General features: G+C 42.1%; 10 protein-coding genes and 1 tRNA gene. 9 read left to right on the plus strand and 2 right to left on the minus strand.

What is annotated here, in order from left to right:
- Nucleotides 1–136 precede the first annotated feature (136 nt).
- Together QM818_RS08480 and argS are read right to left on the minus strand one after the other, a co-directional pair.
- Nucleotides 137–382: a hypothetical protein gene (locus QM818_RS08480; protein ID WP_000084859.1), complete on the minus strand. Its 246-nt coding sequence runs from the start codon at nt 380–382 to the stop codon at nt 137–139.
- A gap of 327 nt (nt 383–709) precedes the next feature.
- The gene (argS, locus tag QM818_RS08485; protein WP_414300158.1) at nt 710–2,401 is read right to left on the minus strand and encodes an arginine--tRNA ligase; all 1,692 of its coding nucleotides are present in this window, start codon (nt 2,399–2,401) and stop codon (nt 710–712) included.
- A 135-nt stretch (nt 2,402–2,536) separates the two neighbouring features.
- On the opposite strand from argS, the gene argR reads away from it, so the two are divergent.
- The 9 genes from argR (at nt 2,537) to QM818_RS08530 (ending at nt 13,906) form a co-directional block, all read left to right on the plus strand.
- The gene (gene argR, locus QM818_RS08490; RefSeq protein ID WP_414300159.1) at nt 2,537–2,983 is read left to right on the plus strand and encodes an arginine repressor; all 447 of its coding nucleotides are present in this window, start codon (nt 2,537–2,539) and stop codon (nt 2,981–2,983) included.
- Nucleotides 2,984–3,033: 50 nt separating this feature from the next.
- Entirely contained in the window at nt 3,034–5,568 is a 2,535-nt protein-coding gene (gene mutS / locus QM818_RS08495) for a DNA mismatch repair protein MutS (protein WP_261080919.1), read from the plus strand.
- A gap of 145 nt (nt 5,569–5,713) precedes the next feature.
- Nucleotides 5,714–7,420 carry a multidrug efflux ABC transporter subunit PatA gene (gene patA / locus QM818_RS08500; RefSeq protein WP_261080918.1) on the plus strand — a complete coding sequence of 569 codons (1,707 nt, stop codon included), beginning with the start codon at nt 5,714–5,716 and terminating at the stop codon, nt 7,418–7,420.
- Nucleotide 7,421: 1 nt separating this feature from the next.
- Nucleotides 7,422–9,188 carry a multidrug efflux ABC transporter subunit PatB gene (gene patB, locus QM818_RS08505; protein WP_414300160.1) on the plus strand — a complete coding sequence of 589 codons (1,767 nt, stop codon included), beginning with the start codon at nt 7,422–7,424 and terminating at the stop codon, nt 9,186–9,188.
- A 290-nt stretch (nt 9,189–9,478) separates the two neighbouring features.
- Nucleotides 9,479–10,168, plus strand: a complete 690-nt coding sequence (locus tag QM818_RS08510) for a gamma-glutamyl-gamma-aminobutyrate hydrolase family protein (RefSeq protein ID WP_000124770.1) — start codon at nt 9,479–9,481, stop codon at nt 10,166–10,168.
- A gap of 170 nt (nt 10,169–10,338) precedes the next feature.
- Complete coding sequence (locus QM818_RS08515; RefSeq protein ID WP_261080916.1) at nt 10,339–11,688, plus strand: glucose-6-phosphate isomerase; 1,350 nt, start codon at nt 10,339–10,341, stop codon at nt 11,686–11,688.
- A gap of 127 nt (nt 11,689–11,815) precedes the next feature.
- Nucleotides 11,816–13,276, plus strand: coding sequence for a glutamate--tRNA ligase (gene gltX / locus QM818_RS08520; protein ID WP_261080915.1), 1,461 nt, complete (start codon nt 11,816–11,818; stop codon nt 13,274–13,276).
- Nucleotides 13,277–13,289: 13 nt separating this feature from the next.
- Nucleotides 13,290–13,724, plus strand: coding sequence for a cytidine deaminase family protein (locus tag QM818_RS08525; RefSeq protein WP_247947625.1), 435 nt, complete (start codon nt 13,290–13,292; stop codon nt 13,722–13,724).
- 110 nt (nt 13,725–13,834) lie between these two features.
- Nucleotides 13,835–13,906: transfer RNA gene (locus tag QM818_RS08530), tRNA-Glu, on the plus strand.
- Nucleotides 13,907–13,927: the final 21 nt, after the last annotated feature.

Below are 13,927 nucleotides of genomic sequence, written 5' to 3' on the forward strand. Positions count from 1 at the left end.
TTCGGAACTTTGAAAACTTCAAAAAACGGATTTTTATCGCTCTGAATATCAAAAAAGAAAGGACGAATTTCGTCCTTTCTCGATCTTAGCTTTTCTTCAACCCACTACAGTTGACAAAGAGCCAGAATAGCTCGGTTTATTTCAATTGATCTGTAATGTCTTTTGATAGCAACATTCCCAGATGATAAGTTTTATTGATGTAAGCAATGACATCATTGATATTTTCAGTCGTGTGAATTTTCTCTTTGATATCAGCCCTAAATGTTTCATCCTTTAAAAGTTGTTCTTGGTAGAGCCTTTGCAGTCTCTCCTTCTCGTACTTATTGAGCAGAAAAAGGAACACCAAGCTAATTACAACGAGGATATAAGCATATTGGCTCATAGAATATCTCCCTGTATGATAAAGAAGTAGTAGTGAGTAGATTGAATTAGTGAAGCGCCTAACCAAATCCCTGATAGGGTTTGACATTCGTTGCTTAGATTGCCTTGCATTCTAGTGACTTGAAGATTGCCACCAGCCACTAAGCCAATTAATAGATTTGGTTGACCAATTTAGTGAGGCGTTTAGGCAAGTGTCTCTGGTTACGACGTAAAGAAACATAAATCGATAATATTTATGTTTCTTTACTAGTGAAGTGCCTAGCCAAATTCCTGACAGGATTTGGCGTTAGTTACTTAGATTGCTTTGCAATCAAGTAACTTTGGCGATTTACATCTTCTCTGGCGCTTCTACTCCAAGCAAGCGAAGGGCTTCTTTGAGAACGACTGCGGTTGCGTAGCTGAGGGCTAGACGGCTGTCGCGTTCTGGACTTTCATCCAAGATACGTGTATGTGCATAGTATTTGTTGAAGGCTTGAGCTAGGCTAATTGCAAATTTAGCAATGATAGAAGGTTCAAAGTTATCCGCCGCACGGTTGATAATACGTGGGAAGTCTTGGATGAGTTTGATGATTTCCCAACTTTCAGCGTCATTCAAGCTATAGTTGCCAGCTGTTTCTGGTTTGAAATCCGCTTTACGTAAGATAGATTGGATACGAGCGTAGGCGTATTGAACATAAGGTCCAGTTTCACCCTCGAAAGATACCATAGCCTCTAGGTCAAAGTCATATCCGTTTGTACGGTCAGTTTTGAGGTCATAGAATTTAATGGCTCCAACCCCAACAGCATGCGCTACCTGGTCTTTGTTTTCTAGTTCAGGATTTTTAGCCTCGATTTGGGCCTTGGCACGGCTAATAGCCTCTGCAACAGTAGGCTCTAGTAAGATGACATTCCCTTTACGAGTAGAGAGTTTTTTCCCTTCTTTTGTAACCAAACCAAAAGGAACGTGAGTAATGTCTTCACTCCAATCGTAGCCCATCTCTTGCAAAACAGCTTTGAGTTGTTTAAAGTGGGCAGATTGTTCTTGACCAACAACGTAGATAGATTTAGCAAATTGGTATTCGTTTTTACGGTAAAGGGCTGCAGCCAAGTCACGAGTGATATAGAGAGTTGCACCATCAGATTTCTTGATAAGGGCTGGATGTTCAATTCCATATTTCTCAAGGTTGACAACTTGGGCCCCTTCTGATTCAACAAGAAGGCCTTTTTCAGAAAGAATGTCTACAACTGCATCCATCTTATCGTTGTAAAAGGCTTCTCCATTGTAGCTGTCAAACTCGACTTGCAATTCATTGTAAAGGCGGTTAAATTCCACTAAACTTTCATCACGGAACCATTGCCAAAGAGCGAGAGCTTCCTCGTCGCCATTTTCAAGTTTACGGAACCATTCGCGTGCTTCTTCATCCAAGCTAGGGTCATTTTCAGCTTCAGCGTTGATGCGGACATAGAGTTTAAGAAGTTCGTCAATTGGATGAGCTTTTACAGCTTCTTCGTCGCCCCATTTTTTGTAGGCAACAATCAGCATCCCAAACTGCTTACCCCAGTCTCCCAAATGATTGACCTTGACCGTTTGATAACCGATTTTTTGGAAAATATGTGATAAGCTATCTCCGATAACAGTTGAGCGCAGGTGACCGATAGAGAATGGTTTAGCGATATTGGGACTAGACATATCGATCACAACATTTTCTTGTTTGCCAATATGTTGGTCAGCATAGTGTTCTTTTTCAGTGATAACTGCTTGCAATACTTGAGCAGAAATGGCAGATTTATCAAGGAAAAAGTTAACGTAAGGTCCTGTTGCGACAACCTTTTCAAAGGCTTGGCTGTTAATTTTTTCAGCCAGTTCAGCAGCAATCATTTGAGGTGCTTTACGTTCGACTTTTGCAAGAGAAAAAGCAGGGAAAGCAATGTCACCCATTTCTGAGTTTTTAGGGGTTTCCAGTAAATTTAAAATAGCCTCTTGGTCCAGGCTATCAATGATGCTAGCCAACTCGCTAGCAATCAATTCTTTTGTATTCATTAAGAGCTCCTTTTTGGACTTTTCTACTATTTTATCACAATTTTAAAGAAAGAAGAAAAAATTTTTGAAATCTCCTGTTTTTTTGGTATAATATAGTTATAAAATTAGTTATAAATATGCATATAAGAGGATTTTATGAGAAAAAGAGATCGTCATCAGTTAATAAAAAAAATGATTACTGAGGAGAAATTAAGCACACAAAAAGAAATTCAAGATCGCTTGGAGGCGCACAATGTCTTTGTGACGCAGACAACCCTATCTCGTGATTTGCGCGAAATCGGCTTGACCAAGGTCAAGAAAAATGATATGGTGTATTATGTACTAGCAAATGAGACAGAAAAGATTGATTTGGTGGAATTTTTGTCTCATCATTTAGAAGGTGTTGCAAGAGCGGAGTTTACCTTGGTACTTCATACCAAATTGGGAGAAGCCTCTGTTTTGGCAAATATTGTAGATGCAAACAAGGATGAATGGATTTTAGGAACAGTTGCTGGTGCCAATATCTTATTGGTCATTTGTCGAGACCAGCACGTTGCCAAACTCATGGAAGATCGTTTGCTAGATTTGATGAAAGATAAGTAAGGTCTTGGGAGTTGCTCTCAAGACTTATTTTTGACAAGGAGAGACGGACAATGACGACAGAAAAGCTATCACCCGGCATGCAACAGTATGTGGATATTAAAAAGCAATATCCAGATGCTTTTTTGCTCTTTCGGATGGGTGATTTTTATGAATTATTTTATGAGGATGCGGTCAATGCTGCGCAGATTCTGGAAATTTCCTTAACGAGTCGCAACAAGAATGCCGACAATCCGATTCCTATGGCGGGTGTTCCCTATCATTCTGCCCAACAGTATATCGATGTCTTGATTGAGCAGGGCTATAAGGTAGCCATTGCTGAACAGATGGAAGATCCTAAACAAGCAGTTGGGGTTGTGAAACGAGAGGTTGTTCAGGTCATTACGCCAGGGACAGTGGTCGATAGCAGTAAGCCGGATAGTCAGAACAACTTCTTGGTTGCCATAGACCGTGCTGGCAATCAATTTGGCCTAGCTTATATGGACCTGGTGACGGGTGACTTTTATGTGACAGGTCTTTTGGATTTCACGCTGGTTTGTGGGGAAATCCGTAATCTCAAGGCGCGAGAAGTGGTGCTGGGCTATGACTTGTCTGAGGAAGAGGAACAAATCCTTAGTCGTCAGATGAATCTGGTACTTTCCTATGAAAAAGAAGGCTTTGAAGACCTTCATTTACTGGATTCACGATTAGCAGCTGTGGAGCAAGCGGCATCTAGTAAGTTGCTCCAGTATGTCCATCGAACCCAGATGAGGGAATTGAACCACCTCAAACCTGTTATCCGCTACGAAATTAAGGATTTCTTGCAGATGGATTATGCTACTAAGGCTAGTCTGGATTTGGTTGAGAATGCTCGCTCAGGTAAGAAACAAGGCAGTCTTTTCTGGCTTTTGGATGAAACCAAGACAGCTATGGGTATGCGTCTGTTACGTTCTTGGATTCATCGCCCCTTGATTGATAAGGAACGAATCGTCCAACGTCAAGAAGTAGTGCAGGTCTTTCTCGACCATTTCTTTGAGCGTAGTGATTTGACAGACAGTCTCAAGGGTGTTTATGACATTGAGCGCTTGGCTAGTCGGGTTTCTTTTGGCAAGACCAACCCAAAGGATCTCTTGCAGTTGGCGACTACCTTGTCTAGCGTGCCACGGATTCGTGCGATTTTAGAAGGGATGGAGCAACCTGCTCTAACTTATCTTATCGAACAATTGGATGCAATCCCTGAGTTGGAGAGTTTGATTAGCGCAGCGATTGCTCCTGAAGCTCCTCATATGATTACAGATGGGGGTATTATTCGGACGGGATTTGATGAGACTTTAGACAAGTACCGTCGCGTTCTCAGAGAAGGGACTAGCTGGATTGCTGAGATTGAGGCCAAGGAGCGAGAAAACTCTGGTATCAGCACGCTCAAGATTGACTACAATAAGAAGGATGGCTACTATTTCCATGTGACCAATTCGCAACTGGGAAATGTGCCTGCTCACTTTTTCCGCAAGGCGACGCTGAAAAACTCAGAACGCTTTGGGACTGAGGAATTGGCCCGTATCGAGGGAGATATGCTGGAGGCGCGTGAGAAGTCAGCCAACCTAGAGTACGAAATCTTTATGCGTATCCGTGAGGAAGTTAGCAAGTACATCCAGCGTTTGCAGTCTCTAGCTCAAGGGATTGCGACGGTTGATGTCTTGCAAAGTCTAGCAGTTGTCGCTGAAACTCAGCATTTGATTCGACCTGAGTTTGGCGAAGATTCACAAATTGATATCCAGAAAGGGCGCCATGCTGTCGTTGAAAAGGTTATGGGGGCTCAGACCTATATTCCAAATACGATTCAGATGGCAGAAGATACCAGTATTCAGCTGATTACAGGTCCAAACATGAGTGGGAAGTCAACCTACATGCGTCAGTTAGCCATGACGGCGGTGATGGCTCAGTTGGGCTCTTATGTGCCAGCAGAAAATGCTTATTTACCGATTTTTGATGCGATCTTTACCCGTATTGGAGCAGCAGATGACTTGGTTTCAGGTCAATCAACCTTTATGGTGGAGATGATGGAAGCTAACAATGCCATTTCGTATGCGACTAAAAATTCTTTGATTCTTTTTGATGAGTTAGGACGGGGAACTGCAACTTATGATGGTATGGCTCTTGCTCAGTCCATCATCGAATACATCCATGAGCATATTGGAGCCAAGACTCTCTTTGCGACCCACTACCATGAGTTGACTAGTCTGGAGTCTAGTTTACAACACTTGGTCAATGTCCACGTGGCAACTTTGGAGCAGGATGGGCAGGTGACCTTCCTTCACAAGATTGAACCAGGGCCAGCTGACAAATCCTACGGTATCCATGTTGCCAAGATTGCTGGTTTACCGGCTGATCTTTTAGCAAGGGCAGATAAGATTTTGACTCAGCTAGAGAGTCAAGGGACAGACAGTCCAGTTCCTACGAGACAAACAAGTGCTGTTACTGAACAGATTTCACTCTTTGATACGACTGAAGAACATCCTATCCTAGCAGAATTGTCTAAACTGGATGTTTACAATATGACACCTATGCAGGCTATGAATGTCTTGGTCGAGTTAAAACAGAAACTATAAAGAGAAAATTACTAGTCATTCTAGCTGTATCAAGGAGACTTCTTTGACAATCCTCCACTTTTTTGCTAGAATAGCATCACACAAACAGAATGAGAAGGAGCTGACACATTGTCGCTCCCTTTTGTCTATTTTTTAAGGAGAAAGTATGCTAATTCAGAAAATAAAAACCTACAAGTGGCAGGCCTTAGCTTCGCTTCTGATGACAGGCTTGATGGTTGCTAGTTCACTTTTGCAACCGCGTTATCTGCAGGAAGTGTTAGACGCCCTCCTTGCTGGGAAATATGAAGCTATTTATAGTATCGGGGCTTGGTTGATTGGTGTGGCCGTGGTTGGTCTGGTTGCTGGTGGGCTCAATGTTGTCCTTGCAGCCTATATTGCCCAAGGAGTTTCATCTGACCTTCGGGAGGATGCCTTCCGTAAAATCCAAACCTTTTCTTATGCCAATATTGAACAATTTAATGCGGGAAATCTAGTTGTTCGAATGACAAATGATATCAACCAGATTCAGAACGTCGTCATGATGACCTTCCAAATTCTGTTCAGACTTCCCCTCTTGTTCATCGGTTCGTTTATCCTTGCGGTTCAAACCCTTCCTTCTCTATGGTGGGTGATTGTTCTCATGGTGGTCTTGATTTTTGGTTTGACTGCTGTCATGATGGGGATGATGGGTCCTCGTTTTGCCAAGTTTCAAACCCTTCTTGAGCGCATCAATGCCATTGCCAAGGAAAATTTGCGTGGCGTTCGTGTGGTCAAGTCCTTTGTCCAAGAAAAAGAGCAGTTTGCTAAGTTTACGGAGGTTTCAGACGAGTTACTCGGTCAAAATCTTTACATTGGTTATGCCTTTTCAGTAGTGGAACCTTTCATGATGTTGGTCGGTTATGGGGCGGTCTTCCTCTCTATTTGGCTGGTTGCTGGGATGGTTCAGTCGGATCCGTCAGTTGTTGGCTCCATTGCTTCCTTTGTCAATTACCTAAGCCAGATTATCTTTACCATTGTTATGGTTGGATTTTTGGGGAATTCTGTCAGTCGTGCTATGATTTCCATGCGTCGTATTCGAGAAATTCTTGACGCAGAGCCAGCCATGACCTTCAAGGATATCCCAGATGAAGAGTTGGTCGGAAGTCTTAGCTTTGAAAATGTGACCTTTACCTATCCAATGGACAAGGAACCGATGCTGAAAGATGTGAGTTTTACTATTGAACCTGGTCAAATGGTTGGTGTAGTTGGAGCGACTGGTGCAGGAAAATCAACCTTGGCTCAATTGATTCCACGTCTCTTTGACCCGCAGGAAGGGGCTATCAAAATCGGAGGTAAGGATATTCGAGAAGTGAGTGAAGGAACCCTGCGCAAAACTGTTTCTATCGTTCTTCAACGTGCCATTCTCTTTAGTGGAACGATTGCAGATAACTTGAGACAGGGTAAGGGAGATGCTACTCTATTTGAAATGGAGCGCGCAGCCAATATTGCCCAGGCTAGTGAATTCATTCATCGTATGGAGAAAAGCTTTGAAAGTCCAGTTGAAGAACGGGGAACCAATTTCTCAGGTGGGCAAAAACAAAGGATGTCGATTGCTCGAGGGATTGTCAGCAATCCACGTATTCTGATTTTTGACGATTCGACCTCAGCCTTGGATTCCAAGTCAGAGCGCTTGGTCCAAGAAGCCTTGGATAAGGACTTGAAGGGGACGACAACCATTATTATTGCTCAAAAAATTAGCTCGGTTGTCCATGCAGACAAGATTTTGGTTCTAGATCAAGGACGATTGATTGGCCAAGGCACGCATGCAGACTTGGTTGCCAATAATGCCGTTTATCGTGAAATTTATGAAACACAGAAAGGAAAGGAGGAGTAAAATGAAGACAGTTAAATTTTTTTGGAATTATTTTAAAGTCTATAGGCTATCATTTGTAGTTGTCATCCTGATGCTGGTTCTATCAACTCTTGCCCAAGCCCTCTTTCCGGTCTTTTCTGGACAAGCGGTAACAGAGCTAGCCAATTTAGTTCAAGCTTATCAAAATGGCAATCCAGAACTTGTTTGGCAAAGCCTATCAGGAATCATGGTTAACCTTGGCCTGCTGGTTTTGGTTCTATTTATCTCTAGTGTGATATACATGTGTCTCATGACGCGCGTGATTGCAGAGTCAACCAACGAGATGCGCAAAGGCCTCTTCGGTAAGCTTGCTCGCTTGACGGTTTCTTTCTTTGACCGCCGACAAGATGGCGATATCTTGTCTCGTTTTACCAGTGATTTGGATAATATCCTCCAAGCCTTTAACGAGAGCTTGATTCAGGTCATGAGCAATATTGTTTTATACATTGGTCTGATTTTTGTCATGTTTTCGAGAAATGTGACGCTGGCCCTCATCACCATTGCCAGCACACCAGTTGCCTTCCTCATGCTGATTTTTATTGTAAAAATGGCACGCAAATACACCAACCTCCAGCAAAAAGAGGTAGGGAAACTCAACGCCTATATGGACGAGAGTATTTCAGGCCAAAAAGCCGTGATTGTGCAAGGAATTCAAGAGGATATGATGGCAGGATTTCTTGAACAAAATGAGCGCGTGCGCAAGGCAACCTTTAAAGGAAGGATGTTCTCAGGAATTCTTTTCCCTGTCATGAATGGGATGAGTCTGGTTAATACAGCCATCGTCATCTTTGCTGGTTCAGCTGTACTTTTGAATGATAAGGCTATTGAAACAAGTACAGCCCTAGGTTTGATTGTTATGTTTGCCCAATTTTCTCAGCAGTACTACCAGCCTATTATTCAAGTTGCAGCTAGTTGGGGAAGTCTTCAGTTAGCCTTTACTGGGGCTGAACGAATTCAGGAAATGTTTGATGCAGAGGAAGAAATCCGACCTGAAAAAGCTCCAATCTTCACTCAGTTGCAAGAAGGTGTTGAAATCAGTCATATTGATTTTTCATACTTGCCTGATAAACCAATTTTGAAAGATGTCAGTATCTCTGCCCCTAAAGGCCAGATGACAGCGGTTGTTGGGCCGACAGGTTCAGGAAAAACCACTATTATGAACCTCATCAATCGCTTTTATGATGTTGATGCTGGTGGTATTTGTTTTGATGGTAAAGACATTCGTGACTATGACTTAGATAGTCTCAGAAGTAAGGTGGGAATTGTCTTACAAGATTCGGTCTTGTTTAGCAGAACCATTCGAGACAATATCCGTTTCGGTGTGCCAGATGCTAGTCAAGAAATGGTTGAGGCAGCAGCCAAGGCAACCCACATTCACGACTATATCGAAAGCTTACCTGATAAGTACGATACGTTTATCGATGATGATCAAAGCATCTTCTCGACAGGACAAAAGCAATTGATTTCTATCGCTCGAACCCTGATGACAGATCCAGAAGTTCTCATTCTCGATGAAGCCACTTCAAACGTAGATACGGTGACAGAAAGCAAGATTCAGCATGCCATGGAGGCGGTTGTAGCAGGCAGAACCAGTTTCGTCATTGCCCATCGTTTGAAGACCATCCTCAATGCAGACCAGATTATTGTCCTCAAAGATGGAGAAGTCATTGAACGTGGTAACCACCATGAACTCTTGAAGTTAGGTGGATTTTACTCAGAACTCTATCACAATCAATTTGTCTTTGAATAAGAAAAAAGTTGTCCTATGTGGACAGCTTTTTCTTGTCCATAAAAAATTTTTATCACAGCCTTAAAAAAAACATATTAGACGAAAGACGTTTTGAGTGATATGATAGGACTATCGTTATACTCAATGAAAATCAAAGAGCAAACTAGGAAGCTAGTCGCAGGTTGCTCAAAGCACTGCTTTGAGGTTGTGGATAGAACTGACGAAGTCAGTAACCATACCTACGGTAAGGCGACGCTGACGTGGTTTGAAGAGATTTTCGAAGAGTATTAATATTCGAAAGGAGAGACATCATGGCTAGAACGGTTGTAGGAGTTGCTGCAAATCTATGTCCTGTAGACGCAGAAGGCAAAAACATTCATTCGTCTGTATCTTGTAGATTCGCAGAGAGCATTCGTCAAGTCGGTGGTCTTCCTTTAGTCATTCCTGTTGGCGATGAGTCAGTTGTACGCGATTATGTGGAAATGATTGACAAATTGATTTTGACAGGAGGCCAAAATGTCCATCCTCAATTTTACGGAGAGAAAAAGACCATCGAGAGCGATGATTACAATCTAGTTCGTGACGAATTTGAATTGGCACTCTTGAAAGAAGCGCTTCGTCAGAATAAACCAATTATGGCAATCTGTCGCGGTGTCCAACTTGTCAATGTTGCCTTTGGTGGAACCCTCAATCAAGAAATCGAAGGTCACTGGCAAGGGCTACCTTTCGGAACATCTCACTCTATTGAGACAGTAGAAGGAAGCGTGGTGGCTAAGCTATTTGGAAAAGAAAGTCAGGTCAATTCTGTCCATCGTCAAAGCATTAAAGATTTGGCACCTAATTTCCGTGTAACTGCTATTGATCCAAGAGACCAGACCATCGAAGCGATTGAGTCTATCGACGAACACCGCATTATCGGTTTGCAGTGGCATCCAGAGTTTTTGGTTAATGAAGAAGACGGCAATTTAGAATTATTTGAGTATTTATTGAATGAACTGTAACGACTGGTGTATCTGGTCGTTTTTTCTTTTATTATTTCAAAATTTTTGGAATGTTGTATTTTTACGCAAACGTTTGAATTCTGATAAAAATTGGAGAAATTCGACAAAAAAACTTGAAAAAAACGAAGGTAAGCGTTATGATAGAAAAGAAGAAATATTGGAGGAATAACATGTCACATATTAAATTTGATTATTCAAAAGTCTTAGACAAATTTGTTGCACCACATGAAGTGGAATACATGCAATCACAAGTAACAGCAGCAGATGAATTGATCCGTAAAGGAACTGGTGCTGGTAGCGACTTCTTGGGATGGTTGGACCTTCCTGAAAACTACGACCGCGAAGAATTCGACCGCATCTTGAAAGCTGCTGAGCAAATCAAATCAGACAGCGATGTTTTGGTTGTTATCGGTATCGGTGGATCTTACCTCGGTGCTAAAGCAGCGATCGATTTCTTGAACCACCACTTTGCAAACTTGCAAACAAAAGAGGAACGCAAAGCTCCACAAATCCTTTACGCAGGAAACTCAATTTCATCTACTTACCTTGCTGACTTAGTAGAGTACGTTGCAGATAAAGACTTCTCAGTAAACGTGATTTCTAAATCAGGTACAACAACTGAACCAGCGATTGCTTTCCGTGTCTTCAAAGAACTCTTGGTTAAGAAATACGGACAAGAAGAAGCTAACAAACGTATCTATGCAACAACTGACCGCCAAAAAGGTGCTGTTAAGGTTGAAGCAGAGGCTAACGGTTGGGAAACATTTGTTGTTCCAGATGATATCGGTGGACGTTTCTCAGTATTGACAGCCGTTGGTTTGCTTCCAATCGCTGCATCAGGAGCTGACATTAAAGCCCTTATGGAAGGTGCGAATGCAGCTCGCAAAGACTACACTTCAGATAAAATCTCTGAAAACGAAGCTTACCAATACGCAGCCGTTCGTAACATCCTTTACCGTAAAGGCTATGCAACTGAAATCTTGGTAAACTATGAGCCATCACTTCAATACTTCTCAGAATGGTGGAAACAATTGGCTGGTGAATCAGAAGGAAAAGACCAAAAAGGTATCTACCCAACTTCAGCCAACTTCTCAACTGACTTGCACTCACTTGGTCAATTTATCCAAGAAGGAACTCGTATCATGTTTGAAACAGTTGTCCGTGTTGACAAACCTCGTAAAAACGTGATTATCCCTAGCTTGGAAGAAGACCTTGATGGACTTGGTTACCTTCAAGGAAAAGACGTTGACTTTGTAAACAAAAAAGCGACTGATGGTGTTCTTCTTGCCCACACAGATGGTGATGTACCAAACATGTACGTGACCCTTCCAGAGCAAGATGCCTTCACTCTTGGTTACACTATCTACTTCTTCGAATTGGCTATCGCCCTTTCAGGTTACTTGAATGCTATCAACCCATTTGACCAACCAGGTGTTGAAGCTTACAAACGTAACATGTTTGCCCTTCTTGGAAAACCAGGATTTGAAGAATTAAGCAAAGAACTTAACGCACGTCTATAATAGAAGAAAAGAGTGGTTTGCCCACTCTTTTTACTCTCTTTATTCATAGAAATTGGACTCAGCCAAGACTTGTGATATAATATAGAGAGCAAAAAGGCAGATGCCTAGAGACTTTATAGGAGAAACTATGTCAAAAGATATCCGCGTACGTTACGCACCAAGTCCAACAGGACTACTACACATCGGGAATGCCCGTACAGCATTGTTCAACTACCTTTACGCACGCCATCATGGTGGAACATTTATCATTCGTATCGAAGATACTGACCGTAAACGTCATGTCGAGGATGGAGAACGTTCACAGCTTGAAAACCTTCGCTGGTTAGGTATGGATTGGGATGAAAGCCCAGAAACACATGAAAATTACCGCCAGTCTGAGCGTTTGGACTTGTATCAAAAATACATCGACCAACTGTTAGCTGAAGGAAAAGCCTACAAATCTTACGTTACAGAAGAAGAGTTGGCAGCTGAACGCGAACGCCAAGAAGCAGCTGGCGAAACACCACGCTACATCAATGAATACCTTGGCATGAGTGAAGAAGAAAAAGCAGCTTACATCGCAGAACGTGAAGCAGCAGGGATCATCCCAACTGTTCGTTTGGCTGTCAATGAGTCAGGTATCTACAAGTGGCATGATATAGTCAAAGGTGATATCGAATTTGAAGGTGGCAATATCGGTGGTGATTGGGTTATCCAAAAGAAAGACGGCTACCCAACTTACAACTTTGCCGTTGTCATTGATGACCATGATATGCAAATTTCTCACGTAATCCGTGGAGACGACCACATTGCTAATACACCAAAACAGCTCATGGTTTATGAAGCACTTGGTTGGGAAGCTCCAGAGTTTGGTCACATGACCTTGATTATCAACTCTGAAACCGGGAAAAAATTGTCTAAGCGCGATACCAACACCCTTCAGTTTATCGAAGACTACCGTAAAAAAGGTTATTTACCAGAAGCAGTCTTTAACTTTATCGCCCTTCTTGGTTGGAACCCAGGTGGCGAAGATGAAATCTTCTCTCGTGAAGAATTGATTAAACTTTTCGATGAAAACCGCCTCAGCAAGTCTCCAGCAGCCTTTGACCAGAAAAAACTAGACTGGATGAGCAATGATTATATCAAGAATGCAGACCTAGAAACTATCTTTGAAATGGCAAAACCATTCTTAGAGGAAGCAGGCCGTTTAACTGACAAGGCTGAAAAATTGGTAGAACTCTATAAGCCACAAATGAAATCAGTAGATGAGATTATCCCATTGACAGATCTCTTCTTCTCAGATTTCCCAGAATTGACAGAAGCAGAGCACGAAGTCATGGCGGGAGAAACAGTCCCAACAGTTCTTGAAGCCTTCAAAGCAAAACTTGAAGCGATGACAGATGATGAATTTGTAACAGAGAATATCTTCCCACAAATCAAAGCTGTTCAAAAAGAAACAGGTATCAAAGGGAAAAATCTCTTCATGCCAATTCGCATCGCAGTTTCAGGTGAAATGCATGGACCAGAATTGCCAGATACTATCTTCTTGTTAGGCCGTGAAAAATCAATCCAGCATATCGAAAACATGCTAAAAGAAATCTCTAAATAAGAAGGATGCAACAATGGATATCTGGGAAAAGATGTACGAAGAAGCACAGAAATTGTATAATCCACATGAAGTATCTGATTTTGTTTATGCGAATCATGTCGTTGCCGCAGTAGAAGCAGAAGATGGACAAATATTTACAGGATTCTGTATGGAGGGAACCTGTGGTGTTTTCCATCTCTGCGCAGAGCGGGCAGCACTCTTCAATATGTACCAATTTTCGGGACAAACTAAGGTTAAAAAAGTCTTAGCCTTTCGAGAGCAACCACCTTATGGTGGAAGTTCGGGTATGCCTTGTGGCGCTTGCAGAGAGTTCCTCTTAGAGTTGAACGCTGAAAATAAGGACGCAGAATTCATGATGGACTACGATACAAGAAAGACGGTGAAAATCGCAGAACTAATCCCATATTGGTGGGGAGAAGAACGTGCTTCTAAGTTTAATAATCAATAGAAGAGTCAGTATAATTCTGGCTCTTTTTACTTAATTTGAAAAAAACAGAAAAAGTAGTTGACAAAGTATGAAAAGTCTGTATAATAGTAAGAGTTAAAAATAACAACTCTGGTCCGTTGGTCAAGGGGTTAAGACACCGCCTTTTCACGGCGGTAACACGGGTTCGAATCCCGTACGGACTATGGTATGTTGCGGTTGAGGCA

This window comes from Streptococcus mitis (genome assembly GCF_047464035.1).
GTDB lineage: Bacteria > Bacillota > Bacilli > Lactobacillales > Streptococcaceae > Streptococcus > Streptococcus mitis_DX.